At 70.9% G+C, this 25649-nt stretch carries 19 protein-coding genes and 1 pseudogene; 11 read left to right on the top strand and 9 right to left on the bottom strand.

Features of this window, described 5'->3' with window-relative positions:
* Window positions 1-583 precede the first annotated feature (583 nt).
* Together ACGFWE_RS42350 and ACGFWE_RS42345 are read right to left on the bottom strand one after the other, a co-directional pair.
* Window positions 584-3682, bottom strand: a complete 3099-nt coding sequence (locus ACGFWE_RS42350; protein WP_393605872.1) for an ALF repeat-containing protein — start codon at window positions 3680-3682, stop codon at window positions 584-586.
* Entirely contained in the window at window positions 3679-3948 is a 270-nt protein-coding gene (locus ACGFWE_RS42345; protein WP_393605870.1) for a hypothetical protein, read from the bottom strand. Before ACGFWE_RS42345 ends, ACGFWE_RS42350 begins: the two co-directional genes overlap by 4 nt.
* Window positions 3949-4411: 463 nt before the next feature.
* On the opposite strand from ACGFWE_RS42345, the gene ACGFWE_RS42340 reads away from it, so the two are divergent.
* Together ACGFWE_RS42340 and ACGFWE_RS42335 are read left to right on the top strand one after the other, a co-directional pair.
* Window positions 4412-4975, top strand: a complete 564-nt coding sequence (locus ACGFWE_RS42340; protein WP_352391480.1) for a hypothetical protein — start codon at window positions 4412-4414, stop codon at window positions 4973-4975.
* Window positions 4972-7188 carry a trypsin-like serine protease gene (locus ACGFWE_RS42335; RefSeq protein WP_393605868.1) on the top strand — a complete coding sequence of 739 codons (2217 nt, stop codon included), beginning with the start codon at window positions 4972-4974 and terminating at the stop codon, window positions 7186-7188. Before ACGFWE_RS42340 ends, ACGFWE_RS42335 begins: the two co-directional genes overlap by 4 nt.
* Before the next feature lie 308 nt (window positions 7189-7496).
* Here ACGFWE_RS42335 and ACGFWE_RS42330 read toward each other — a convergent pair whose 3' ends face one another.
* The gene (locus tag ACGFWE_RS42330; RefSeq protein ID WP_393605866.1) at window positions 7497-9494 is read right to left on the bottom strand and encodes a GDSL-type esterase/lipase family protein; all 1998 of its coding nucleotides are present in this window, start codon (window positions 9492-9494) and stop codon (window positions 7497-7499) included.
* A 1411-nt stretch (window positions 9495-10905) separates the two neighbouring features.
* Between ACGFWE_RS42330 and ACGFWE_RS42325 the strand changes: the two genes are divergently transcribed.
* A complete protein-coding gene (locus ACGFWE_RS42325) occupies window positions 10906-11400 on the top strand; it encodes a lamin tail domain-containing protein (protein ID WP_393605864.1) in 495 nt (164 codons plus the stop codon).
* A gap of 311 nt (window positions 11401-11711) precedes the next feature.
* On the opposite strand, the gene ACGFWE_RS42320 is transcribed toward ACGFWE_RS42325, so the two are convergent.
* On the bottom strand, window positions 11712-12212 hold the full coding sequence (locus ACGFWE_RS42320) for a peptidylprolyl isomerase (protein WP_352391925.1): 501 nt from the start codon (window positions 12210-12212) through the stop codon (window positions 11712-11714).
* A 116-nt stretch (window positions 12213-12328) separates the two neighbouring features.
* On the opposite strand from ACGFWE_RS42320, the gene ACGFWE_RS42315 reads away from it, so the two are divergent.
* Window positions 12329-12538: a hypothetical protein gene (locus ACGFWE_RS42315; protein ID WP_393605862.1), complete on the top strand. Its 210-nt coding sequence runs from the start codon at window positions 12329-12331 to the stop codon at window positions 12536-12538.
* Here ACGFWE_RS42315 and ACGFWE_RS42310 read toward each other — a convergent pair.
* Entirely contained in the window at window positions 12528-12689 is a 162-nt protein-coding gene (locus tag ACGFWE_RS42310) for a hypothetical protein (protein WP_352391486.1), read from the bottom strand. The genes ACGFWE_RS42315 and ACGFWE_RS42310 overlap by 11 nt on opposite strands.
* A gap of 345 nt (window positions 12690-13034) precedes the next feature.
* On the opposite strand from ACGFWE_RS42310, the gene ACGFWE_RS42305 reads away from it, so the two are divergent.
* A complete protein-coding gene (locus ACGFWE_RS42305; protein ID WP_393605860.1) occupies window positions 13035-13655 on the top strand; it encodes a GPP34 family phosphoprotein in 621 nt (206 codons plus the stop codon).
* A gap of 20 nt (window positions 13656-13675) precedes the next feature.
* Here the strand turns inward: ACGFWE_RS42305 and ACGFWE_RS42300 are convergent, their stop codons facing one another.
* From ACGFWE_RS42300 to ACGFWE_RS42285, 4 genes and pseudogenes are all read right to left on the bottom strand, one after another.
* Window positions 13676-14818 (bottom strand): acetamidase/formamidase family protein, encoded by a 1143-nt coding sequence (locus ACGFWE_RS42300; protein ID WP_393605858.1) that lies wholly within the window; start codon window positions 14816-14818, stop codon window positions 13676-13678.
* Between the two features lie 220 nt (window positions 14819-15038).
* Window positions 15039-16001 (bottom strand): PDR/VanB family oxidoreductase, encoded by a 963-nt coding sequence (locus ACGFWE_RS42295; protein WP_393605880.1) that lies wholly within the window; start codon window positions 15999-16001, stop codon window positions 15039-15041.
* A gap of 147 nt (window positions 16002-16148) precedes the next feature.
* Window positions 16149-16676 (bottom strand): annotated as a pseudogene (locus ACGFWE_RS42290) (cytochrome P450); the annotation flags it as partial.
* Window positions 16677-17337: 661 nt separating this feature from the next.
* On the bottom strand, window positions 17338-18420 hold the full coding sequence (locus ACGFWE_RS42285; protein WP_352391490.1) for an NAD(P)-dependent alcohol dehydrogenase: 1083 nt from the start codon (window positions 18418-18420) through the stop codon (window positions 17338-17340).
* Between the two features lie 72 nt (window positions 18421-18492).
* Between ACGFWE_RS42285 and ACGFWE_RS42280 the strand changes: the two genes are divergently transcribed.
* The 6 genes from ACGFWE_RS42280 (at window position 18493) to ACGFWE_RS42255 (ending at window position 25618) form a co-directional block, all read left to right on the top strand.
* Window positions 18493-19938, top strand: a complete 1446-nt coding sequence (locus ACGFWE_RS42280; RefSeq protein ID WP_393605856.1) for an aldehyde dehydrogenase family protein — start codon at window positions 18493-18495, stop codon at window positions 19936-19938.
* Window positions 19939-19949: 11 nt separating this feature from the next.
* Window positions 19950-21149 carry a PucR family transcriptional regulator gene (locus ACGFWE_RS42275; RefSeq protein ID WP_393605854.1) on the top strand — a complete coding sequence of 400 codons (1200 nt, stop codon included), beginning with the start codon at window positions 19950-19952 and terminating at the stop codon, window positions 21147-21149.
* 228 nt (window positions 21150-21377) lie between these two features.
* Window positions 21378-22400 carry an alcohol dehydrogenase catalytic domain-containing protein gene (locus tag ACGFWE_RS42270; RefSeq protein WP_393605852.1) on the top strand — a complete coding sequence of 341 codons (1023 nt, stop codon included), beginning with the start codon at window positions 21378-21380 and terminating at the stop codon, window positions 22398-22400.
* Window positions 22397-23791 (top strand): amidohydrolase family protein, encoded by a 1395-nt coding sequence (locus tag ACGFWE_RS42265; RefSeq protein WP_393605850.1) that lies wholly within the window; start codon window positions 22397-22399, stop codon window positions 23789-23791. The genes ACGFWE_RS42270 and ACGFWE_RS42265 overlap by 4 nt, the downstream gene beginning before the upstream one ends.
* 11 nt (window positions 23792-23802) lie before the next feature.
* Window positions 23803-24456, top strand: a complete 654-nt coding sequence (locus tag ACGFWE_RS42260) for a flavin reductase family protein (RefSeq protein WP_393605848.1) — start codon at window positions 23803-23805, stop codon at window positions 24454-24456.
* A 64-nt stretch (window positions 24457-24520) separates the two neighbouring features.
* Window positions 24521-25618: a BMP family ABC transporter substrate-binding protein gene (locus ACGFWE_RS42255; RefSeq protein WP_352391496.1), complete on the top strand. Its 1098-nt coding sequence runs from the start codon at window positions 24521-24523 to the stop codon at window positions 25616-25618.
* The last annotated feature ends 31 nt before the right edge of the window (window positions 25619-25649 follow it).

Below are 25649 nucleotides of genomic sequence, written 5' to 3'. Positions count from 1 at the left end.
GCGTAACCGGGGGACTCCCCCGCGACCAGCGCGGCAGGGTTCGCCTCCTGCGACGCCCCGCCAGGGATGCTCGTGGCCGCCGTGATCCATGCCAGGGCGCCGACCGCGGCCGCGCCCAGTGCGCGCAGCGCAATGCGCCTGCGTCGCGGTTGCGCGGACGTTCTGTTGTCTTTCCTCATTGCATCCCCCAAGTTCGTCGGCGACAGCCGGATGTTCATCACCGGGCGTGAAATTGGGGTGCGCAGGAATGCGATATCGACATCGCTCCGCCGGGTATGCACCCAACTCCTATGGAAAGCAGTCCCCGTACCTCTCGAAGCGAGAGGCCCCCCGTCTCGGTAATCGTCATCCGCGTCGCCATATCAACATGAAGTGACACCCAGGTCGAGTGCCTAGAAGCAGGCATAAAGCGACATTCTTCGCTGATGTTTCGTGATCTGTGCCACACCTCGCGAGGGTTGTGCTGGAGATTGTGAGGGATCGGTGAATGCCGCCCGACGGCCCGTCAGAAGTTGCAACTTCAAACGAAGTTGGCAACTGCCGTACGGGCCCCGGACAGCCCACGACGACTTACGGGCATCGGTCAGAACATCGAAGAGAGGCCGCTGGTGATCGAGGAGACGAGCTCCTTTCCTTCCTCGGCGACCTCCTTCACCACGGGAGCCACCCTCTTGGCGACCGGAGTGATCCACTTGGACTGGCCGTAGGTGACCAGGCTCAGCGCGGTGCCGGCCGCGGCCCACATGAACTCGCTGCTGCTGAAGCCGTGTTCGATGCCGGTGAACAGGGTGCTCAACGCGCCGGCGCCCATCGCTATGCCGCCGAAGATCGCTGCGGCCGGCACACCGACCACGGCGAACGGGGGGAAGACGAGGCTGGCGACCCCCAGGCCGGCGGAGATGAGTCCCGCGCCGAGGCTGACGTAGCTGAAGGCATCGGCCCACCAGCCGGCGTCGGAGTACCACGCGTCGTTGTCGCCGCCGCTGCCGTTCTGGTTGACGTCGTCGTTGGTGTCGCTGTCGGCCGGGTTGTGGCCGTTGTTTCGGTCCTGCTGCGCCTTCTCCGCCGCCTCGCGGGCGGCCTCGCGGGCCTCCGCCTGGCGCTTCTGGATGACGATGGCGCGCGCCTGGTTCGCCGCGGCGGCGGCCGTGGCCGCGTCCCGGCCCGCTTCGAGCTCGGACTGGCGGGCGTTGGCCGCGGACTGCTGGGCGCTGTAGGCGGAGGCCAGGGCCGAACGGGCCGCGTCGATCGCCTTGTTCGCGGAGTAGTTGGCCGAGCGGGAGGCGGTCCGCGCCGTCGTGGCGGCGGCCGAGGCCTTGTTCGCGGAGGACTGTGCGTCGGCGGCCGACTTGTCCGCCGCGTCGGCGTTCTGCCGGGCCTGGTCGGAGTACTGGCCGGCCTTCGTGCCCGCGGCGATGGCCTTGTCCGCCCATTCCTGGGCCTCCGCGGCGGCGTTGCGGGCGGTCGCCGCCACCTGCGACGCCAGGGCGGCGGTCTGCTGCGCCGTGTAGGCGGTCTTGGCCGCGGCGGCGATGGCCCCCTGGATCGCTGCGACGTGGGTGGCGGCGTCGTGGTCGAGCTGGGCCGCGGCGTACTGCACGACCTGGACGAAGTTCCGACGCATCCACGTCGGCCCCTCCAGGGCGACGTCCCCGTATGCCTTGGTGTAGTCACCGCCGTTCGCCACCGCGGTGGCGGTCTCGACCGCGTCGTCCTCCCGTACGGCGGCGGGGTAGGCGCGGTCGAAGAAGTCCTGCAACGCCTCCGGGGTGTTCTTGTCCAGCGCTTCGTTGGCCGCCTTGGTGACGGCCTTGCCGGGCTTCTGGTCGAGGATGCGGCCGATCTGCACCCGGTTGTCGTCCTGCGAGGCCCGGATCACCCCGGAGGTCAGGAAGTCCCCGATCGCCGTGGCGCTGCCGCTCTCCAGCGCGGCCAGTGCCGCCTTGGCGATGGCGGGGTTGGACACCTGGGCGATGTACAGGACGGTCTCCCGGTCGTCCTGGTTCTGCGCGACGGCCCGGTCGAGGTCGATCCAGGAGAAGACGTCGTCGTCACTGCCGGACAGCGCGAACTGGGCGGCCTCCCGTGTCCACGCTCCCTTGGCCTCCAGCAGCCCGGTGGCGGCCTTGCGGCCCAGGGTCGCGGCGAGGGACAGGTCACCGTCCGTGAAGAGGGCCTTCTCGGCCGCGCTGATCAGGTCCCTGATCGCTTGACCGGTCTGTGTTTCCTGGGCCCGCTTGTTCGCGTACTCGGCCTGCGGCTGTGCCTCGATCTCGGCCAGCAGCCGGGCCTCGTCCAGACCCTGAAGCCGTTCCTGCTCCAGGCGTGCGAGTTCCGCCTCCCGCGCCGCCTTGGCGACGGCGATGGCGTCCGCGACGGCCTGGGTGGCGGTGTCGGCGGCCTTGACTGCCTCGCCGGCGTGGGCGGTGGACTTGTTCGCGAAGTCGACGGCCTTGCCCGCGTTCGCCACGGCCTCGTCGACGGCGTCGGCCGCCTTCTCGGCGTGGGCGGCGGCGGAGTTGGCTGCGTCCCGTGCGGTGCTCGCCGCCTTCGCGGCCGTGTTGGCCAGGGCCTGCGCGGTGGAGGCGGCGTTCGTGGCGCGGTTGGCGGCCGCGGAGGCGATGGCGGCCTGGCGCTTGGCCTCGGCGGCCTGGGACTGGGCGGCGCCGGACGCGGCCGCTGCCTGAGCGGAGGCGGCAGCCGCGGCCGCGGAGTTGCGAGCCGCGGAGGCGGCGGAGGAACTGGCGCTGACGGACTGCGCGCAGGCGGCCCGCGCGTAGTCGGCGGCCTTGGCCGCGGAACGCGCCTTCGCGGCGGAGTTGCGGGCGGCGACCGCCGCATTCTTGGCGGCCTGGGTCTTGCTCGCGTCCTTGGAGGCCGCGATAGCCGCGTTGTAGGCCCGGGACGCGGCGCCGCCGGCGGCGGACGCGGCCTGGGAGGCGGCGGTGGCCGCCCAGGAGGCGCGACGGGAGGCGTTCACGGCCGCGTTGGAGGCGTTGATGGCGATCCGGGCGGCGTTCGCGGCGCCCGAGGCCGCACTGGCCGCCTTGCGGGCCGCGGCCGCGGACTTCTGCACGTCCTCATCGGCGGCCTCGGCCTCGGCCGCGGCCTTCTCCGCCGCCTTCTTAGCCTCGGCCGCGGCGGCCTGGGCCCGCTCGGACGCCTCGACGGCCAGGTCGGTCTCGGCCTGCGCGCGCTTGCCCTCCCGGTCGACGACCGCGACGAGTTCCTCGATGGTCGCCGATTCCTGGTCGCGCGCACGGGCGATGTGCTGGCCGGTGTCGAGGAACCACTGGATGTCCGTGGCGGAGCCGTTCAGGGCGCGGTTGGCGTACTTCTGCACCTCTGGCCCGGCGTTGACCAGCATGGCGGAGACCTGGAGTCTCGAGTCCTCCAGGCGGGCGGTGTACTGACCCTCCGTCAGGAAGGCTTCCAGTGCCGGGCGCGTGCCGGTGCCCAGGGCGGCGGACGCATCGCGCTGGACCGCCTTTCCGCCGGTGGCCGACAGGATGGCGGTCGCCACCCGGAGGTCTTCCAGGAGCGCCGACTCGTAACCGTCCTCGAGGAAGGCCGCGATGGCGCTGTCGCCGTTGTCGAGAGCGGCGACGGCTTCACGGCGCAGGCCCTTTCCGGAGCGGGCGAGGCAGCTGGCGATCGCGACGCGGTTGTCCTCCGTCGTCACCGTCGGCAGTGTTTGGGTGAGGAACGCTGAATGTCGGCATCGGTGCCGAACAGCGCGTCGGCCGCTGCCGCCTTGGTGGCCCTGCCACCGGTCATCCAGGCCTTGACCACCTTGGCCCGGTCGGTGTTCGGCAGGGTGAGCGGATCGGGCGTCGCAGTCTCGGCGGCGCGGGCCACGGGGGTCCACGCCAGGGGTGCGGCGGCGACGGCCGTGACGGCGGCGAGCGAGGCGAGGAGCCGTCTACGACTCCAGAAAATCGTCTGCATAGAAAGTTGTCCTCGTGGTTTCTGCCGGCGAAGCAGATCGGCGATCACTGACACAGCAGGCTTCCCCCGCATGGCCGGGCAGTCATGTGTGGCACCGGTGAGGCGTATGCGTTGCCTGCGCAATGACGTGACCATACCAACGCAGGTGTACCGCGCAATCAGTTTGGCGTCGTGAATTGAATCCATCTTGCGTGAAAGGTGTCCCGGCTTCGTTATCGTTTCTTTATGGGAGTCGGTACAACCCTTCCGGGAGTGTGGCAAGGGTCACAAAGCACCGTCAACTGTCGTCCGTTTTATGGCCGTTGGCGGAGTGGACAACCCGGGAGAAGCGAGGTGGCATGTGGGAGGCAAAGCGACGCCCGAGCCGGGGGGAGCTCTTTGTGCGGGGGAAAAGCGATTTCTTCACGCCTGCCTTGAACCACGTTACGGACTTCTCTTAATAAGCAACGAGTTGAGGAAAGTGATGAAGTCACGCACCTCATTTGCGGTCAAGCCGCGCCCCTTTGCGGCGCAGACACGGCGCGGAAGATTCCTGGCCCGCGCCGTGGGCGCGGCAACGGTCGGCGCCCTGGCGTGGACCGGCCTGGCGGCCGGGCTGCCCGGGCGATCCCATGCCGAGGCCGGTACTGCCACGATCGCCGCGGACGCCGCTCCCGGTTACGCGGTCGAGGACTTCGGCTACCCGCAGGCGGACAAGATCCTGGCCGAGAAGAACATCCTGCTCAAGCGCGGCGACGGCCACATCACACTCGCCGACTGCGTGAGCGGCACCGGCCAGTTGGAGGTCCAGGCGCGCGACAAGAGCAAGGTGTGTTTCGACGTCAAGGGCAACTCGGGCCGGCTGACCCTGGAGTTGCCGTCGGTCTACCTGATCCGCGGCAACGACTACGCGACCGAGGTCGACATGACGGTCGGCACCGAGGAGCAGTCGTACGACATCACCAAGAACGCCTGGACCCCGGTGGGCGAGGGCACGGACGAACAGGGCCGTGAGTTCACGCTCCTGGAGATCAGGAGCACCAAGTGATTCGACGGAACAGCCCCGTTCGCCGCCTCGCGCCGGCCGCGGCCCTGTGCGCGGGAGCCGTGGTGCTGGCCGGCGTGCCCGCCGCCGCCGTGACCGGCCCCGAGGTCGCCGCCGCCGACACCACCTACGCGTACACCGCCCAGATCACCGTGGGCGACCACGACCGCGGCTGCTCCGGGGTCCTCGTGGACGCCGAGTGGCTGTTGACCGCGGCCAGTTGCTTCGCTGCCGACCCGGCCACCAGCCTGAGCGTGCCCTCCGGCAAGCCGGCCACCAGGACCACCGCGGTCATCGGCCGCTCCGACCTGACCGGTACCGCCGGTGCCGCCCGCCAGATCGTCCAACTGGTCCCGCGCACCGACCGCGACGTCGTCCTGGCCCGCCTGAACCGCCCGGTCACGAACGTCGCCCCGCTGGCCCTGGCCACCGCCGCGCCCACCGCCGGCGAGACCCTCACCCTCGCCGGCTACGGCCGCACCGCGAGCGAATGGGCACCGCTGAAGCTCCACACCGGTGCCTTCTCGGTGAACTCGTCCGCCGCCACCACCGTCACCGTCACGGGCAAGGACGCCGTGGCCGCCTGCATGGGTGACACCGGCGGACCCGTCGTCCGCGTCAGCGGCGGCACCGCCCAACTGGCCGCGCTCGCCAGCCAGTCGTACCAGGGCGGCTGCTACGGCATCGCCCCGACCGTGACCAGCACCGGCGGGATCGCCGCCCGCGTGGACGACCTCGCTTCCTGGGTGAGCTCCACCACCGGCGCCGTCCGCGCCACCGACTTCAACTGCGACGGCGTCGAGGACATCGCGATATCCGACCCCCAGGCCACCGTCGGCGGCGTCGCCAAGGCCGGCCTGGTGCGGATCGTCTACGGCGGCGGCAAGGGCACCGCCGAGATCAACCAGGACCTCGACTGGGTCTCCGGCTCCGCCGAGTCCGGTGACGGATTCGGCCAGGCCATCGCCACCGTCGACTACGACGAGGACGGTTGCACCGACCTGGTCGTGGGCACCCCGGCCGAGGACATCGGCACCGTGGCCGACGCCGGCATGGTCGACATCCTGCACGGCGCGACCGGCGGCCTCGGCACCGGCGCCGCCAAGGACACCCACCTCGAACAGGGCGCGGGCACCGGCTCGTTGGCGGGCTCCGTCAGTGAGACCGGCGACCGCCTGGGCCATGCCCTGGCCGCCGGCACCACCGCGTCCGGAGAACCGTTCGTCCTGATGGGCGTGCCCGGCGAGGCCCTCGGCTCCATCGCCAAGGCAGGCAGCGCGATCTACCTGCACGGCACCACCAACATCGCGATCAACCAGGAGGCCACTGGGGTCTCCGGCGCGGCGGAGGCGAACGACGGCTTCGGTACGAGCGTCGCCGCCGACGCCAACTACATCGCGATCGGCGCACCCGGTGATGCCATCGGCTCGGACGCGAACGCCGGAAACCTGGCCGTCTTCTCCCACACCCTGAACTCCGAGAACCGCCCCACCCCGAGGTTCGGCCTGGACCAGGACCTCGACACGGTCTCCGGTGGCGCCGAGGCCGGTGATCTCTTCGGCCAGTCCCTGGCCCTGGTCCCGTACCGCTCCTCGAGTGCCGCACCCGCCACGGAGTCGATCCTCGCGGTCGGCGCCCCCGGCGAGGGTCTCGACGTCGACGGCGTGGACAAGGCGGAGGCCGGCCTGGTGCTGACCTTCCGGATCACCGCGGCCGGCACCTACACCCAGCTCCAGGGCTACGACTCCGGCACCGGCGACGACGACGTCTCCGGCACCGCGGAGGCCGGCGACCACTTCGGCCAGACTCTCGCCGCGATCAACACGACGCCGCGCGCGGTGAGCACCACGGCGACGATGAAGCTCGCCGTCGGCATCCCGGACGAGGCCATCGCCACCACCGCGAGCGCGGGCGCCGTGGAGACCTTCTCGCTGCTGGGCGCTCCCGGCGCCAACGACCGCTGGCTGGAGGCGGGCGACGGGGACGGCATTCCCACCGCCCCGGGCGCGAACCAGAAGCTCGGCAGCAGCCTCCACTACACCGGCAGCCGCCTGTACGTCGGTCTGCCCTACGGGCCGTCCACGTACGGCACCCTGTACGCCCTGCCGCTGTCCAACGTGACCGCCGGCGGCGCCGTCGCCGCGGTGACCACGTACCAGCCCGGCACCGGCGGCCTTCCCGCCGTCGGAACGGACTTCGGCTACGCCGCACGGTGACCCACGGCCCCCTGGTCCGGCGAAGGCCGGTGCCCAGGGGGCTCACCCGGCGCTGAGCGCATAGGGACACGCAGTGGTTGCTCGGGAGCGCCTGGCCGCATTGAACGGGGCGGGTGTGTGGGACCAGACCAGCCGCATGCGCTCCAGCTGAACAACCTGCGTTCGCGCAACCGGCTGGACTGGTCGCGGGCAGTGCTCGACTCCTTCCGTGAGCGCTACGTCCTCGGCGACGGCCAGTGCATCCCGCTCGCGATGTCCCCGACCGCCGCACCCAGGTGCCGGTGCGGAGCGGAGCCGGTCCAGGCTCCTCACATACCGATCCGCGCCGCGATGACCGGTGCCAACCGGTCTGCGATGACGCGGTGCCCCTGGTCGTTGGGGTGGACCGAGTCCGTCAGGTCGCCCGAACCCAGCCAGCCGGTGGTGTCGACGAACGAGACCCGGGAGTCGCCGCCGTCGACGGCCGCCCTGACGGCCGCCTCGGTCTGCGGGACGTACCGGCCGCGGAAGGTCTCCAATGCGAAGATCCACGCCTGTGGGTACGCGGCGCGGACCTTGCGCAGCAGGCTGGTGTACGCCGTCTGGAACTGCGCGGAACTGACTGCGTGGCCCACGTCGTTGGTGCCGAGGTTGATGACGACCGCGTTCGCCTGGAAGCGGGAGAAGTCCCAGTCGGGCGTGGCCGCGTTCGGGTTGAGCTTGGTGAACTGCCGCTCCAGGCCGACGCATCCGTCCGCCGCGGCGACCAGGCAGGCGCCGCCCTGGGCGATCTGGGTGTGCTCGGTGCCGAGCCGCTCCCCGATCAACCAGCCGTACGCGGTGCGGGCGTTCTGCGACGACGTCGTCCCCACCGTGATCGAGTCGCCGACGAACTCGATCAGCTTGCCGGTTGCCGGCGGGGCGAACGTCGTGGCGCCGCCGTCGAGGACCAGCCCCTGGAAGACTGCGTCACCCCGGTAGGAACCAGCGACCACCTGGTAGTTGACCTGGAGGGTGTGGTTGCCGGCGGACAGCGGGGAGGGCGTCAGGTTCACCGTCCCCTTGACGTCGTCGTAGAACTTCACGGGGCCGTTGTCGATCCTCGCCCAGAAGTCGATCGTCCCGCGCTGCTTGAGCTGGACGGTCCGGCCGGTGAAGCCGACCCGGTAGTAGGCGCCGGCCCAGTACGGGGTGTAGGCGGTGGAGTTCCTGGTGTCCCAGCGGCCCACGAACTTGATGTTCGGGTCGCCGGGTTGGCCGGGAGCGGCCGCCAGGGTGGACGCGGGGGCGCCGAGTCGGGCGGCGATGACGGGGGCGAGGCGGTTCGCGAACTTGGTGTGGCCCGCCTCGTTGGGGTGCCCGTTGCCGTCCTCGTAGTCGGTGCCGTCGGTCAGCCAGCCGGTGGTGTCGACGTAGTGCACCCTGCTGTCACCGGCGTCGGTGCGGGCCGTGACGGCCGCCCTGGTCTCGGTGACGTAGCGCTTCTTGAGCGTCTGCACGGCGAAGAGCTGCGCGTTCGGGTAGGTGGCCCGCAGGTCGGCGAGGAACGTGGTGTACGCCGACCGGAAGGCGGCGCCGGTCACACCGTGGCCGATGTCGTTGGTGCCCAGGTTGATGACGACGGCGTCCGCCCGGTAGCGGGAGAAGTCCCAGTTCTGGCCGCCCGTGCTCGCCGTTTTGAAGAACTGCGTGCTCAGGCCCGTGCATCCGGACTGGGCGACGAGGCAGTAGCCGGACCGGGCGATCTGGGTGTGCCGCGCTCCCAGTTGCTCGCCGGTCTTCCAGGCGTACGAGTCCAGTGCGAGCCGGTCCGTGAGTGCGCCGGCGGTGATGGAGTCGCCGACGAATTCGACGAGCCGGGACGGGGCGTCCGGCGCAACCGTGCGCGCGCCGGGGTCCAGCACCAGGCCCTGGAAGACGGTGTCGCCGGAGCGGTACGAAATGCGCAGGGTGTGGGTGCCCGCGGACAACGGTCGGGGAGTGAGGTTCACCGTGCCGCGCACGCCCGCGTGGAAGACGTCGGGGCCGCCGTCGATGCCGGCGTACAGGTTGACCGCGTCTCTCGCCTTGACCTTCACCGTGGTGCCGGTGAAGGCCGTCTGCAGGTAGGCGCCGGTCCAGGAGGGCACCGCCGCGGTGCCGGCGCTGGTGTCCCAGCGCCCGACGTAGACGATGTTGGGGTCGGAGACCGAGCCGTCACCCGGCGCGGCCCGGGCGGGGGAGCTCCCCGTCCAGGACAGCAGGCAGGCGACGAGAACGGCCGTGACGAGCGCAGCGAGGGTTCGGGCGTGGTGGCGTAAGGAGGTGGTGTGGGGGGTGGTCTGCACAGGGGTCCCTTTCGGCGTGGGGTGGGAGCGCTCCCAGAAGCAGCCTTTCGAGAGAAGCAATGAAACGGTTCAGCGTCAAGAGTTCGCGCGAGGCAGGCAATTCGCCTACAGGCAGCGGAAGTTGACCGCGCCGCTCTCTGCCGCTCGGCGAGTACGGCCCGTACCCCGGACGGTTGTGGGAGCAGTTCGTGAGAGTGATCCGGCGGTTCCGTACCAGTAGTCAGCGGGGGGAGACGCCGGGCGAGTTCGCTCTGGTCTGCGGTCGTCGGCCGCTTCCGGGCCTGGCTGGACGGCGGCGACTGCACCGCACTACTGGAAGGCGTGATCGCGCAGGCCGCCCGCCAGAGGATCTCGCGAGCTTTGAGGTGAGCGGCCGACGGCGGGGGTGGTTCATGGGGCGGAGTGGGGAGGTGGACCGGGCGGTCACGGGCGGGGCGATAATCCGACAGGCGGTTCTGCCCGGCCTGCACGTGTGGCCCGCGACCGGTGACCGCCACCACCGGGAACAGTGTGCAGGGTGTCGCATCCCGCACCCGGACGACCGCGAGTGGCCGTCACCGCCGGACGGCCGGACGGGGGACCGAGAAGTCGGCCTGGACAGCAGGCCGCTGCACCGGCAGGGACGTCACCAGCGGCAACAACTCCGTGTACGCCACCGGCTACACGGCGGCGGTGCAGCCGCGGTTTGAGGCGTTCCCCGTGCGCATCAGTTGCCTTCATCGGGTGCGGTGACGCCGTCCAGGGGGCTGTGCCCTGGCTGGTCGCCGCGAGCGAGCCGACCCCGACCACCGACAGGAACTTCGTGTCGTAGGAGCCGATGACGGTCACGGTGAGGGTGGTGCCGTCGCCGGACACGCTGACGTGATGGTCACGTCGGTCTCCTCCGGCAGCGGGTGGATGTGGCAGGGGGCGAGCCGCACACGGCCTTGTGCGGTTGCGGCCGTGGGGCGGTGTCACGTCGGCGGGGTCATCGGCGGCTCATCGTCTTTTCGACCAACACCGCGGCAGGCTGGCTGCGCGTGACCAGCGGCTCGTAAAGAGCGGCGTCGGCAGAGAGGTCGAGGGTTGTTACGCACTTTCGGGTGACGGCCTCGCAGCTGCTGGGGTGGCGCGTCCTGGCGATAGCGGCGGGGCAGCCAAGGCCCGTACGGGGTCTCTGTCTGGCGGGGCGTCAACTTCGCGCATACGGTGCATAGATGGACGTTACAGGCGAGGGTTGCGGCAATGTGGGCGAACGGTAACGGACCGCTCGTAATGCGTTCACAACCTGCACGGCACGGCCATGGTGTGGATGTGCGGCCGACCGGCCGCCACCCGCACACCGCACCAGCCCGTCCCCGCCGGCCCGCTGTCAGGGCGGCAGGGCACGGGGGTGCTCGTACAGCATGGGGGCCTTGTGTCTTCTTCCACGGTGACCGCCCGTCGTCTGTCCGCCGCCGCGTTGGCGGCCGCAGCGATCGTGGGGGCGGTGGCGCTGCCGGCGTCGGCGACCGACCACGCCCGGCCCGACCGCACGAAGGTGGAGATCAGCGCGGTCCAGTACGACGCGCCCGGCTGGGACGACCGCTCGCGGCGCTCGCTGAACAAGGAGTGGGTGGAGCTCACCAACACCTCGCGCCGCACCGTCAACCTCGACGGCTGGACACTGAAGAACGAGGACGGCGACACCTACACCTTCGACCACTACCGCCTCGAGGGCCGTGCCACGGTCCGCGTCCACACCGGCAGGGGCCACGACAGTGACAGCGACCTCTACATGGACCGCCACAACGAGGTGTGGGACAACCACTCCGACACCGCCACCCTGCGCAACGACCACGACCGCTTCATCGACGACGCCTCCTGGGGCCACCACCGCCACGGCGGTGACCACCACGGCGGTCACGGGGGTGGCCACCACCACTGACCCGCCTACCCGCCCCTGCGGCACGAGATGAAACTGCCGTATGACACGGCATGGCCCCGGCCGGCTCGCCCGGCCGGGGCGCTCCCTCGTTCTGCCCTTGTTCTGGTGTGGGCTTGAGCGGACAACTCGAGGGCCCCGGAGGACTGCGCCGACGGCTTCCCGTTGACTTGGGGCTGTGGAGGGGCTGGTTTTAGGTGGCTATGTAGGCCGGCTCAGCCAGGTGGAGGGCGTCCGCCAGGCTTGTCTCGTCGGTGAGGTCGACGCTGCCGGCCCGCTGCTCACTCACCCCGGGCACCCAGGGCAAGCGGATGTCAGGCGGGCGAGACGACACCGCTTTCCTCTACGACGATCGTCTTGGCTGTGGCGCCGGTGCGGCTGCCGAGTGCCTCGATCACCTTGACGACGTCCTCACCTTCAACGACCTCACCGAAGACGACGTGCTTGCCGTCGAGCCACGGGGTACTCACGGTGGTCACGAAGAACTGCGAACCGTTGGAGTTCGGGCCCGCGTTGGCCATGCTCAGCAGGAACGGCCGGTCGTGCTTGAGCTGGAAGTTCTCGTCGGCGAACTTCTCACCGTAGATGCTCTTGCCGCCCGTGCCGTTGCCGCGGGTGAAGTCACCGCCCTGCAACATGAACTCGGGGATGACGCGGTGGAAGGGGGAACCCTTGTAGCCGAAGCCGTTCTGGCCGGTGGCCAGCTCACGGAAGTTTCGGGCGGTCTTCGGCACGACCTCGTCGAACAGCCGGAAGACGATGCGGCCGAGGTTCTCGCCGTTCGCGGAGACCTGGAAATAAACGTTCTCACTCATGCGCCCCATCCTCCACCATGCCGGTTCCGACCGCATCGGGCCCCTCCAAGGCCAGCCTTTGTGAAGACCCCGGCAGCGCCGGGGCATGAGCCGTGAATCGGCTGAGCACCTAGTCCGTGACCACGACGAGCAAGGCCGCTGACGTGGCGATCTGTGCCACCGAACCGGCTCTGACCGACGTGGCTGGAAGGCACGGCCGGATCGTGTACCTGGTGCGCCCGGCCCACACCACGATGGACGGCGCGCACTGCGGAGCGGGAGCCAAGCACCCAGCACGGCGGTTCGGGTACCGGACCCGGCTGGCCTACGAGGCTTTCAGCCCGTGACGATCAGGTACCCGCCGGCGAAAACGGCGCCCAGACCGCCCAGGAGGAAGCTGACCCGGTTGTAGTTCACCCCGTGCAGATAGCGAAGGCCGCTCCATACATCCACCTTGTCGGCATCCCACGTGGCCAGCGGCTTCGCTATGAGCAGCATGCCAACTCCACACAGAACGAACAGAATTCCAACGAGAATCTGCATGACGCCCAAGTTCCCCAAGAGGGCTGCCCCCAAGCCTGCGCTGTCCATCGAGGGGACGCCTCAAGACTGCCATGGCGGCTCGTGCAGTGGGCGGCCGACTCGATCGGATCGAATCTGCAGTAGTCGGCGCCGCGCGCGTCAGCCGTGGCCGGATCGCTGGGAACCCTCATACCGCTGAAATATCGATCGGGGAGCCTGACCCGATGAGGGCTGTGTTCCGTATGCCGGGACGATATCTTGCATTGACGCAGGATCTCTGGGCCCGCCATAGTGCCGTAGCGCCTCATTGGGGAGACCGGGATGAAGACCGATGCCACCTCGAGCCTCTGCGGAGACTTCATGCTGGCCGTGTATCTGGACAACCGCGGCCGGGTTCCCGGCTATGGCACCGGCCTCGGCTTCGGCCTGAGCGGCGCGATGCTGATGGAACTCGCTCTGGACGGCTTCCTCCACACGGTGGACGGATACCTTGTCGCCGCCGACGGTGCACAGCCACGGGACCGCGCGCTCGGCGAGGTCCTCGTACGGATCCGGTCGTCCCGCAAGCCGCGCACCGCGTCGGAGTGGGTCAGAACCCTGAGCATCGGCGCACACAGGCGTCTGTCGGCCGCCATGATCGCTGAGGGTGTCCTCGTTCGCACGCCGAGGCGGTTGCCGTTGGCGACCGGGTTGGCTCGTCGCTACGACGTCCTGGACGGGGAGAGGCGGGAGGCCGCGGTCCGGTCTCTCGGCAGTGCGGCCGATTCCTCGGAGCGCTCGGTCGCGCTGGCGGCGCTGGCCGGTGTGTGCGGTGCCGTGTGGGGCGGCCGGGAGCGGGGCGGGTCCGAGGCGATGCTGCGGTCCATGGGTCCGGCCTGCGCCCAGATCCTGACCGCGGTCGCCACCTGTGTGTGGCTCGGAGCGCTCTCTTCCTGGCCCTGATCCCGTCACGCGTTCGCCGGTCAGGACGGTCGGCGGACCTCACGGAAGTCTGACTTGCGGATCCTCGCGTGGACGCCCTTCACGTCGTCGACGACCTGGGAGACCGCGAAGTCGCCTGCCGCGCTGAGATACGCCATGGCCAGATGGCGGTCGATGCCGTAGTCCGTCGCGAGCAGGTCCAGCGCGCAGCGCACGCAGTCGCGCATCGCCTCGTCGAGGTCCCTGTCCAGTCCGATCGGCACCAGATGCTCGTCCGTCTCGGCGAACGGGGCGACGCGTCCGTGGCCGGGCCGCAGGGCCGCGCCGCCCGGCACCACCTCGAGCTTCACGGTGGCGCGCAACGACGCCTCGAACGCGGTGAGGGCCACTTCGCCGTCACCCTGGGCGAAGTGGGGGTCCCCGAAGTACACCAGCGCGTCGTCGACCTGCACCGGGAGGTACAACGTGGCGCCCTCGCCGAGCAGGGAGATGTCGATGTTGCCCCCGTGGCGCCCCGGCGGCACCGAGTGCGGCCGCTCGTCCCCGGGCACCGCCACGCCCATCACGCCGAGGAACGGCCGCAGAGGGAAGCGCAGTGAACCGCGGGAGGGGTCCGCAGAATCCACCGCCATCCGGCCCCACGCGCCGTCGCGATCCGCATGCGCCGTGGCGAAGGTGAACGAGGGACCGGGCAGCGACGGCATCTCGCCGGGGAGCGCGCCGAACCCGTGGCGTGCGGAGACCATGCCGTACGGAACCCGCGGGGTGAGGCCGAGGACGGTGATGGCGAGCAGATCGCCGGGCCGGGCGCCGGCCACCGCTATCGGTCCGGTGACGAGGTGTGGTCCGTCGCCGTCGAAGTCGTGCGGTACACCGGAGTCCGCCATCTGCTGGGCGTCGTCGAGCACATGGCCGCCGCCGACGCCGTAACGGCCGAAGAACCGGGAGGGGTTGCGGCCCTGGTCCTCGAGAACTCCCTCGTGGCTGAGTGTGTCGACCGTGACGACGGAGCCCGGTCGGACGACCGCGCAAGGGGCGTCCGCCTCGCAGGGCAGGCGGCCCCACAGGGTGTTCGCGGGCGTTGACGGGACGTAGGTCGTCGACGCGATCGCTCCGTGGCCGGGCTGGAGGATCGGGAATCCGGTCGCGGCGACGTCGAGGAGGGGCGAGTCGAGCGCAGTCATGGCCGACCTTTCATCGAGGGGAAGGGCTGGCCCGACGCTAGGAACGTCCCGTTGCCCCGGTGTTTCCGGGGCGGGTCCGTGCCGTAACGCTGTCTCGTATTCCAATATGGCATCTCGCATGAGTTGCTCGGGGCGAACCTACGGCTGTGCCGATCCGGGCAGCGCTCGGGGCCAACAGCGGACATCGCGTCCGCTGTTGGCCCCGTACGGCCGAGGAGACTCAGAGGTCGAGGACGAGTCGGTCGCCCCGGCATCGCCCCACACAGATCATCATCGTGCGCCCGGCACGGCGTTCCTCCTCGCTGAGCACGGAGTCCCGGTGCTCCGGAGTCCCGCCGAGGACACGGGTCTCGCAGGCGCCGCAGTAGCCCTTCTCGCAGTCGTAGGACAGGCCGGGTACCGCGTCGCGCAGTACCTCGATGAGGCGGCGGTCGGCCGGCACGGTGAGCGTGCCTCCCGTGCGCGCGAGCTGGACGTCGAAGTCCCGGTTCTCCGCGGCGTCGTACGCCGTCTCGAGGTCGTCGCCGGCGGTGAAGCGCTCCAGGTGCAGCCGGTCGGCGAGACCCAGGCGGGCGCACTCGCGCTCGACGGCCGCCAGCATCGGCGCCGGCCCGCACGCGTGGACGGCGGTGTCCGCGTTCACCCCGCCCAGCAGCCGGGGCAGGTCCGGCAGCCCGGCCTCGTCCTGGGGGAGCAGGGTGAGCGCGTCGCCGGCGACGGCGGTGAGTTCGTCCGCGAACGCCATCGTCGACCGGGTGCGTCCGCCGTACACGACGGTGAACGGCGTGCCGCGCCCGGCCGCCGCCCGGACCATGGCGAGGATCGGGGTGACGCCGATGCCGCCGGCGAGGAACAGATAGGACGGCGCCGAGGTGAGCGGGAAGTGGTTGCGCGGCCCGCGGACCATGAACAGTGCCCCGGGGCGGGCCAGTTCGTGGAGTTCGACCGATCCGCCCCGGCCCCGGGGCTCGCGCAGGACACCGATGCGCCACGTGCCGACGTCGGCGGGGTCACCGCACAGCGAGTACTGGCGCAGCCTGCCCGAGGGCAGACGCAGCTCGATGTGCGCGCCGGGCCGCCAGGCGGGGAGGTCTCCTCCGTCCGGCAGGGCGAGGTCGACGGCGACGACGTCCTGCGCCGCCGCGCGCACCGCGGTCACCCGCAGCTGCGTGGGCGTGGTCAGGGCCCGGACCGGGCCTGCCGCCGCACCTGCCCGGGGGCCGGGTGTGAAGACCGCCGGAACCGCGTCCCAGCCGGACTGGTTGCCACGCGTCGGGTAGGCGACGAGACCGTCCTCGATCACCCGGTAGTCGGGCAGCCGGGTCAGCACCTGCGTCGTCATCGCGCGGAACATGGCCCGGGCGAGATGCGCGCCGGCGCACCGGTGCGAGCCGATCCCGAAGCTGAGATGCCTGCTGGCGTCGCGGTCCAGCCGTACCTGTTCGGGGTCGGGGAACACCGCGGGGTCGTGGTTCGCGGCGACCCACGGGATCAGTACCCGGTCGCCCTGGTGCATCGGGCAGCCGCCGACCTCGACGTCGCGGGTGACCGTGCGCGCCATCGACTGCGACGGGGCGAACGCGCGGAGGAACTCCTCGGTCGCGGCGTCCAGCAGATCGGGGGAGTCGATCAGCTTCTGGCGCTGGTCGGGGTGGCGAGCGAGGTGGACGAGCGTCGATCCGGTCAGGGAGGTGGTGGTGTCGACGCCGCCGGCGATGAGCAGGCCGATCACCGACACCAGTTCGTCCTCGCCGAACTCGCTGCCGTCACCGCGCCGGCCGGCCACCAGTGCGCTGACCGCGTCGGCCCGTGGTGCCGACCGGCGCTCGGCGATCAGCTCGCGGATGCGCTGGTCCATGTAGGCCAGTCCGGCGGCCCCGCGCACGGCGCGCTCGCTGGCGGCCGGTGCGGCGAAGATGTCGTGGATCGGACCGGCCAGCTTCGCCCAGTCCTCCTCGGGGAAACCCAGCCAGTCCAAGGTCACCGCGGCCGGCAGCGGGTTGGTGAGGTCACGGACGAAGTCGCAGGAGCCGAGCTCGACGAAGTCGTCCACGACGCGGGCGGCATGCCGCTCGATCATGGGCACCAGCCGCTCGATCGCCTCCGGGGTGAGCAGCGGGTTGATCAGTTGGCGGTAGTCGGTCGACCGCGGGGGGTCGAGCTCGATCGGGTACTGGTCGAGACCCGGTCCCTTGGGGATGACGATGCCGACCCCCTGACCACCGTGGTCGCTGCGGGCCGAGGAGAACGTGGCGTCGTCGCGGGCGATGCGGGCCACGTCGGCATACCGCGTCGTATAGGTGAAGCCGCCATGGGCGGTGGTGCGGCCTACCGGGCAGGACTCGCGGAAACGCGCGTAGTAGGCGACCGGATCGGCGTTGGCCTCGTCGGAGTGGTGATCGAAGTCGATGTCGGCGGACATGAAGGGCACGCTCCACGTGCTCGGTCTTCTGCGCGGTGTTGACCGGCCGCGCCACCGGGTGAACAGGTGCCTCGTCTGCGTCGGGCCACCCTAACGTCTAGAAGGTCAGCACGGCCTTGCCGACCGCACCGGACCGAACCGCCGCGACGGCCTCGTTGATCTGCTCGAACGGGAAATAGGTGATCATCTTCTCGACCGGGAACTGCCCCTTGGCGTTGAGTCCGAGCAGCTTCGGCAGGAACACCTGCGGCAGGCTGGACCCGCCGATGATGCCGGTGACACTGCGCCCGTTGAGGATGCTCCGCCAGTCGAAACTCATCGTCTCGCTCGGTCCGATTCCGATGACCCCGGCGCGGCCGAGCGGCCCAAGTGACTCCACAGCGGTGCGCAGGACGTCCTCTCGGCCTGTCGTGTCGATCACGAAGTCGAATCCCTCGGGGACGAGGGCGGCCAACTGCTCGGCGGCCGGCCCGGCCGAGGAGTCGACGGTGTGCGTGGCGCCGTAGCCGCGGGCCGCCTCCAGCTTGGCCGGGTTCACGTCGACGGCGGCGACGATCCCGCAGCCGCTCAGCGAGGCCGCGATGATGGCGGCCACGCCGACGGCCCCCGCTCCGAAGACCGCGATCGACGAACCGGGGCGCGGCTGCAGCACGTTGAGCACGCCGCCGGCCCCGGTCTGGAAGCCACAGCCGAAGGGCCCGGCCCGCAGCAGGTCCAGGGACGGATCGATCCGGACGACCGCCCGCTCCGGCGCGACGACATGACTGGCGAACGACGACTGGCCGAGGAAGTGGGCGTTGACCTCGCGCCCGTCATGGGTCACCGCGGTGGAGCCGTCGGGCCGGCGGCCGGAGAAGTTCACCGCGTCGAAGCTGCGGCAGTAGGCGGGCGAGCCGGTGCGGCACAGCGTGCACGTGCCGCACGAGGCGAAGGACATGGTGACGCTGTCGCCCGGGCGCACGGACGTGACATGCGCGCCGACCTTCTCGACGACGCCCGACCCCTCGTGCCCGAGCAGCGCGGGCGTGGGGAAGAAGGTGGCGAATTCCAGGTCGGTGCCGCAGATGCCGACCCCGGCGACGCGGACGAGCACCTCGTCGGGGCGGGGTTCGTCCAGGTCCACCTCGGTCAGGACGAAGGGCTGTCCGGGTTGCTCCAGCAGAGCGGCGGTGGCGCGCACCAGGCCTCCTCAGTGACTCACATAGCGAGATCGCATATTGACATGCGTGACAGGGTCGGTCAAGGTTCACCTATGGCGGCTGTTGACTTCCCTTCCTCCCAGCAATTCATCGACGGCGAGTGGGTCGGGGCCCGCGACGGGGGCACCCTGGACATCGTCGATCCGGCCACCCAGCAGGTGATCACCAAGGTGGCGCTTTCCGGTGGAGCAGATGTCGACGACGCGGTCGCTGCGGCGCGGCGCGCCTCCCCTGGCTGGGCGGCGACCAACCCCAGCGACCGCGGGGCACTGATCGGGCGCTGGGCCGACCTGATCCTCGCCGACGTCGAGGCACTGGCGGCCGTAGAGGCGAGGGACGTCGGCAAACCACTGTCCGGGGGCCGGACGAACATCTACATCGCCCACGACATCATCAACTACTTCGCCGGCGCGGCCGACAAGCTCACCGGGGTCACGCTGCCGACCCGCAGCCCCGACTTCCTGGGCTACACGGTTCCCGAGCCGTACGGCGTGTGCGCCGTCGTCATCCCGTGGAACGTGCCCGCGGTGCTCACCGCCGCGAACGTCGCGCCGGCGCTGGCCGCGGGCAACGCGGTCGTCCTCAAGCCGTCCGAGATCGCGCCGTTGGCCCCGTTCGCACTCGCCGAACTCGCCCGCCGAGCCGGGTTCCCTCCCGGGGTGATCAACGTCGTCGCGGGCGGCCCCGAGGCGGGCGCCGCGCTGACCTCGCACCCGGGCGTCGACCACATCAGCTTCGTCGGCTCCACCGCGACCGGACGGGCGATCATGACGGCCGCCGCGCAGAACCTCGTCCCGGTGAAGCTCGAACTCGGCGGCAAGTCGCCGAACGTGCTGTTCGCCGACGCCGACCTCGACACGGCGATCGAGGCGGTCGTCGGCTCGATCACCGAGAACGCGGGGCAGAACTGCTACGCCGGTTCCCGGCTGCTCGTCGAGGCCTCGGTGCACGACGAGGTCGTGGAGCGGGTCGCCGCCGCCATGGCCGCCGTCAAGACCGGGCCCTGGGACGCCGACCTGGACATGGGGCCACTGGTCAGCGCCACGCAGTTCGCCCGCGTCAGCGGCTTCCTCGAGGACGCGCCTCGCGACGGCGCGCGGCTGGTCACCGGAGGCGCACCCACCGGCGACGGATGGTTCGTCCAGCCGACCGTGTACGACCGCGTGGACGCGGGCATGCGCGTCGCCCGCGAGGAGATCTTCGGCCCGGTCCTCGCCGTACAGTCCTTCCGCGACACGGCCGCGGCTACCGAACAGATGAACGCGACGGACTTCGGCCTGCTGGCCTGCATCTGGACCAACGACGTCTCCCGGGCCCTGCGCCTGGCGAAGGACGTCCGCTCCGGGCAGGTGGCGGTCAACCAGTTCCACGACGCGGGAGTGATCGGCTTCCCCTTCAACATGCAGAAGGACAGCGGCTTCAGCCGGGGCGGCGGCTACGCGGCGCTGCGCGAGTACACCCAGGAGAAGGGCGTGGCCATCCGGCTGCTGGCCCGCTGAGACTCGACATCATGGGAACCGTCGCCGAAGCACGGTCCGGACCGGCCCGCGACAGGGCCGGTCCGGACGCCGAATCGGCTGCGCTGGAGCGGGAACTGACCGAGGCCGTGCTCGCCGGCGCCGCGCGCTCGGACGTGCTCCACGCGCTGGTCCGGGCCACCGGCCGGCAGGTGCGGCTGCTGTCCGCCGAGGGCGCGGTGCTGGCGACCACCGACGGCGGGTCAGGAGTGCCGGCCACGGTGGCGGACGGTGTGCTCGCCGGCGCGGCCGGACCGGTGGTCGACACGCTGGACGGGCTGCGCGCCACAGCGCTGCCCGTGCGTGCGGGGACGACCGTGGCCGGTGTACTGCTGACCGTCGGTCCCGGTGATCCGCGCGTGCAGCAGCTGGCCGGTGCCGCGGTCACCGCGCTCCTCATCGACGCCGTGCGCGCGGGGGACGACACCGCCCAAGCCTCGCCGCCACATACACCGGCCGACGTCGTCGCCGCACTGCGGTCCGGGACGGTGAGCCCCTCGGTGTGCGCGGCGGCCTCGGAACTGGGGATCGATCTGCAGCGACCGCCGGCCGGTGCCGTACTCCACTACAGCGGCTCCCGCCTGCGCGCCTGGTCCACCGCTCTCACCTGGCTGGAGCACCCTGTGCAGCAGGAGGCGCGCACGGCATGGACGGTGGCGGCCGGCGAGGTCACGCTCGCCCGCCTGCGAAGCCGGCTGCGCCACATGACCGGTGACGAGTCCGCGGGTGACGACATCGTCGCGGCGAGCGGCTCCCACCCCGCATCGCCCATCGGTCTGGCCCGGTCCTTCACCGAGGCCGAACGGCTGCTCGGGCTGGCCAGGACCCGGGGCGTCCCGCTGCTCACCTTCGACGGGTGCGGGGTGGTCCAGGTGCTGCTGCCCCTCCCACGCGCGCACCTCGAGGCGTATGCCGAGGCGCACCTCGGGCCCATCAGGCAGCGTCCGGAACTGATGGCGACCCTCCGCGCCTGGCTGGCCGAGAGGGGCAGCCGGCAGAGCGTCTCCGAACAGCTCCACCTCCACCGCAACTCGGTGGGCTACCGGGTCCGCCAGATCAAGAACCTCCTGGGCACGGACCCCCTGCTGCCCGCCGCCTCGGCCGAACTGCACCTGGCGCTCGCGGCGCTCGACCTGCTCGCTGCCGACGACCGGCAGCCGCACGGCGACGAGCCGGTTCCAGCCGGACCCTGAACAGCCCTTCTCCGCGGCGGGGGTGGCGCCGAGCGAGCGTCCGCACCGGCCTCTTCCGGCCTGCCGCCTGCACCCGCGATTGTCACGGACAGGCGCAACGCCGACGAAACCCAGTTTTTCCCTACAAGCGTTGACAGCACTGTTCGGCATGGGCAGAGTGGCCTCACAATACGTTCCACCGACTCGCAATGCGAGACGGGTGAGGTGAGGAGGGCCGCGGTGCGAGCGATGGTGCAGACCGATTTCGGGGGAACCGAGGTCGTGTCCCTGCAGGACGTCCCGGAGCCGGTGTGCGGACCGCGCGACGTCGTCGTCGAGGTCGCGTACTGCGGGCTGAACCGCCTGGACCTGCTGCAGCGCAAGGGGCCGGGCCTGATCCCCGGGTTCCGCCTTCCGCACGTGCCGGGCATGGACTTCGCCGGAACGGTGGCGGCGACCGGCTCCGCGGTCAGCTCCATCGTCCCGGGCGACCGGGTCATCGCCGATCCCACACAAGGCTGCGGCAGTTGCCCGCGCTGTTCGGCGGGCGACCGTGCGTACTGCGCGAGCCCGCGCATCATCGGCGGCAACATCCCCGGCGCGCTCGCCGAATACGTCCTTGCGTCCGCCGAATCGGTCGTCCGGGTTCCGAAGTCCCTGCCACTAGCCGCAGCCGTCACCCTGCCGACCGCCTTCGCGACAGCGTGGCATGCGGTGCACACCGTCGGGGCCCTGCACACCGGTGAGACCCTTGTCGTGCACGCGGCCGCCAGTCCCGTCAGCCTGGCGGCCATCGCGCTGGCCAAGCGGGCCGGTGCCTCGGTCGTCGCCTTCGCGGGCAGCGGCGCGAAGCTGGCCGCCGCTCGCGCGGCCGGCGCGGACCTGGCCCTCCCCAGCGACGACCCCGACCCCGCGAAAGCGGTGTCGGCCTTCACCGACGGCGCCGGAGCGGACCTGGTCCTGGACCACGTCGGCACCGACACCTGGCGCACCTCACTGGACTGCCTCGGCATCGGCGGACGTCTGCTGATGCTGGGCAACACCAGCGGCGACCAGGTGGCGTTCTCGCTCAGCGAGGTCTTCCACCGCGGCCTGAAACTGCTGGGCGCAGGCGGCTACACCTCGGCCGACTTCGTCGCCGCCACCTCAGCCTGCTTCGCCGACCGCCTGCACCTGCCCACCGCCGCACTGTTCCCGCTCGCTGATCTCGCCGACGCCTGGGACATGCTCGGCGCCCGCGACACCATCGGAAAGGTCGTGATCACGCCATGACCGACCTTCTCGTCGTGGGCGGCGACATCGTCACCATGGACTCCGCGCGGAGGGTCCTCACCGGCGCGACGCTCGCCGTGTCCGGGGACAGCATCTCCGCGCTCGGCACGGCCGAGGACCTGCGCTCCCGATTCCCGGGTGCAAAGGAGATCGACGCCTCGGGCTGTGTCGTCATCCCGGGCCTCGTCGACGCCCACCAGCACACGACCGTGGACCCCCTCGTACGCAGCACGATCCCGGACCACATCGGCTCGCAGGAGTCGATCTTCGACTGGATCGTCCCGCTGCACGCCCACGCCGACGGTGACGACGACGAACTCGCCGCGACGATCACGGCCGTCGAGTGCCTGACCCGGGGCATCACCACGGTGCTGGAGCCGGGCACGGTGGCCTATCCGGAACGGGTCGCCGAAGGACTGGCCGCCGCGGGCATCCGCGCGCGGGTCGGCGGCTGGGGCTGGGACGCCGAGGGCGTGCCGTTCGGCGCCCCAGCCGACGAGGTGCTCGCCAGACAGGAGGACATCGTCCGGTCCCTGCCGGTCACCGGGCCGGTCACCGGGTGGGTGACGCTGGTGGGCCACGACCTGGCCAGTGACGAGCTGTTCACCGGAGCGGCGAGCCTGGCAGAGCGGCTCGACACCGGGCTGACCTGGCACATCTCGCCGGGGCCCGCCGACGTCGAGGCCTACGCCAAGCGCAGTGCGCGCCGACCGGTGCTCCACTTCGACGAGCTGGGAGTACTCGGCCCGCGCCTGCTGCTCGGGCACGCCGTGTGGCTCGACGACGCGGAGGTCGACGCGATCCTCGCCACCCGTACCGCGGTCGCCGCCTGCCCCGGGGCCTACCTGCGTCTCGCCCAGGGGTACACGCGTGCCTCGCGCCACGCCGAACTGGTGCGCCGGGGCGGCCGGGTGGCACTGGGCTGCGACGCCCACAACGCCGGCGACGCCCCGGACGTCCTCCTGGCCGCCTATCTGTTCGCCGGCCTAGAACGCGACCGTGACCTGCCCGACCCGATCCGCGCCGAGCAGGCGTTCGCGCTCGCGACCGTCGACGGCGCCGAGGCGATCGGTCTCGGCGAGCGGACCGGCTCCCTCGAGGTCGGCAAGGCCGCCGACATCGTCGTACTCGACACCCGCGACCCCGCCTGGATGCCCCGGGGCGACCTGGCCCGCCAGCTCGTGTGGGGCCACGTCTCACGCACCGTCCGTGACGTGCTGGTCGACGGCCGCGTGGTCGTCCGGGAACGGCAGCCGACCGGTATCGACCTGGCCGCCGTCGCCGAGGCAGCCGCCGAGCGGTCCGCCGCCCTCCTGCGGCGCGCAGGCATCAGGCCCCGCCCGACCTGGCCGACGCGGCCGGCGGGCACCGCAAAGGAGACCACCCGTTGAACGTCATCCACATGTCCGGACGCTCTCCGGCCCACAAGCAGGGCCTGCTCTCGCAACTGGTGGTGCCGCGGCCGATTGCGATGATCACGACGCTCGACCCGGACGGGGGGATCAATGTCGCGCCGTACAGCTACTACATGCCGGTCTGCGGCGAACCCCCGCTGATCGCGGTCACCATCGGCGCCCAGCGGGAGGGCACCGCGCAGCCGAAGGACACCTGGCTCAACATCGAGCGCACGGGTGAGTTCGTCGTCAACCTGACCACCGTCGCGATCGCCGAGCACATCGAGGCGGTGGCCCGCGAATACCCCCGTGGCGTGAGCGAGATGGACGTCGCCGACTGGCGGCCGGTGCCCTCACAGGTCGTCGACACGCCGTCGCTGGCCGACAGCCCCGCGCACCTGGAGTGCCGTGTGCACGAGGTCATCGACCGCGGCGATCACACGTCCTGCTTCTCGGGCGTGCACATCGTGCTCGCCGAGGTCGTCTGCATCACCACCGACGACTCGATCATGTCCGCCCCGGACCGCATCGACCCCACCCGGGTCCGAGCGGTCGGGCGGATGGGCTTCCCGTACTTCGTCGCCGCGGGTGAGGAGGCCCTCTTCCACCAGGAGCGGGTCGCCTACGCCGAACTCGAACGCGCCGACACGCCCGCCAACTGACCCACTCCCCGCCCCGCCACCGCCCCTGCCAGGGCGGTGCCACCCAGCGAATGGAACAGCAACCATGACTGCAAGAACTTCGCTCCGGCGTCGTCGGGCCGCACTCGGCCTCGCCCTCGCGGGAGGCCTCGCGCTCTCCGGCTGCGCCAGCAACGCGGCGACGGCACCCAAGGCGACCGCCGCGGCGACCGGCACGGCGAGTGCGGGCGGCTCGGGCCTCAAGGAGCCCGACGTCAACGGAGACGGCAAGGTCGTCATAGGGGTTCTCAGCCCCGGCGACATCAACGACCACGGCTTCTACGAGAGCTTCGTCGACTCCGCGGACGCCTTCGCCAAGGAGAAGGGATGGAAGGTCATCAAGCGCGGCAGCGTGCCCGCCGGTGACGCGCTGACCGCGGCACGCGCGCTGTGCCAGCAGCACGTCGACCTGGTCGCGCTCGCAGCCGGTGAGCTGAAGGCCGCCATCCCGGCCTCCGAGGAGCCGGTCTGCGCCAAGACGGCCTGGTACGTGCCGTCGTCGGCGAACATCGACCAGTCCCCGCGGATCCTGCTGTCCTCCGACAATCCCAACCAGTCGCTGCTCGCCGCCGGTTACGCCGCGGGCCTGAAGATGAAGGCGGCCGGCTACACCAAGGCCGGGTTCGTCACCGGCGTCAAGGCCGACTTCAGCGTCCTCGGGGCCAAGGCCTTCCTGGCCGGGATCCGGGAGGTCGTCCCGAAGGCCACCCTGGTGAGCACCTACACCGGTGACTTCAACGACTCGGCGAAGGCCAAGGAGGCCACCCAGGCACAGATCAGCCAGGGCGCCAAGGTCATCTACCCCTATCTCGGCGGAGCGACCGACGCTGCCGCGCAGCTGGCCAACGCCAACGGCGCGCTGACCCTCACCCCGGGCACCGACCGGTGCGCCTCGACCAGCCCGAAGTTCGACATCTCGGTGATCTTCAGCCCGGGCGACTACTTCCGCGCCGCGCTGGAGAACTTCGCCAAGGACGACCTGAAGATGGGCACGGAGCGCGTGTGGCAGCTGGGCGTCGATCCCTACCCGACCGTCAGGATCTGCAACGGCCAGGGCGACGAGGACCAGCAGTTGGCCCAGTTCATGAAGAAGATCGGCACCAAGGCGATCGACCCGGAGGCCGAGGTCAAGCGCCTCGGCTGACCGTGCCGACACCGACCCAGGAGACTCACAC

Origin of the sequence: Streptomyces sp. NPDC048523 (assembly GCF_043199815.1) — a bacterium.
Lineage (GTDB): Bacteria > Actinomycetota > Actinomycetes > Streptomycetales > Streptomycetaceae > Streptomyces.
The sequence above is the reverse complement of the archived record's forward strand: the minus strand, read 5'-3'. Positions and strand labels throughout refer to the sequence as shown.

Coding starts and splice junctions, on each gene's coding strand:
- ACGFWE_RS42345 (WP_393605870.1), bottom strand. CDS start 3,948: ATGCAGACGATTTTCTGGAGTCGTAGACGGCTCCTCGCCTCGCTCGCC.
- ACGFWE_RS42340 (WP_352391480.1), top strand. CDS start 4,412: ATGAAGTCACGCACCTCATTTGCGGTCAAGCCGCGCCCCTTTGCGGCG.
- ACGFWE_RS42320 (WP_352391925.1), bottom strand. CDS start 12,212: ATGAGTGAGAACGTTTATTTCCAGGTCTCCGCGAACGGCGAGAACCTC.
- ACGFWE_RS42310 (WP_352391486.1), bottom strand. CDS start 12,689: ATGCTGCTCATAGCGAAGCCGCTGGCCACGTGGGATGCCGACAAGGTG.
- ACGFWE_RS42305 (WP_393605860.1), top strand. CDS start 13,035: ATGAAGACCGATGCCACCTCGAGCCTCTGCGGAGACTTCATGCTGGCC.
- ACGFWE_RS42300 (WP_393605858.1), bottom strand. CDS start 14,818: ATGACTGCGCTCGACTCGCCCCTCCTCGACGTCGCCGCGACCGGATTC.
- ACGFWE_RS42280 (WP_393605856.1), top strand. CDS start 18,493: ATGGCGGCTGTTGACTTCCCTTCCTCCCAGCAATTCATCGACGGCGAG.
- ACGFWE_RS42275 (WP_393605854.1), top strand. CDS start 19,950: ATGGGAACCGTCGCCGAAGCACGGTCCGGACCGGCCCGCGACAGGGCC.
- ACGFWE_RS42270 (WP_393605852.1), top strand. CDS start 21,378: ATGGTGCAGACCGATTTCGGGGGAACCGAGGTCGTGTCCCTGCAGGAC.
- ACGFWE_RS42265 (WP_393605850.1), top strand. CDS start 22,397: ATGACCGACCTTCTCGTCGTGGGCGGCGACATCGTCACCATGGACTCC.
- ACGFWE_RS42260 (WP_393605848.1), top strand. CDS start 23,803: ATGTCCGGACGCTCTCCGGCCCACAAGCAGGGCCTGCTCTCGCAACTG.
- ACGFWE_RS42255 (WP_352391496.1), top strand. CDS start 24,521: ATGACTGCAAGAACTTCGCTCCGGCGTCGTCGGGCCGCACTCGGCCTC.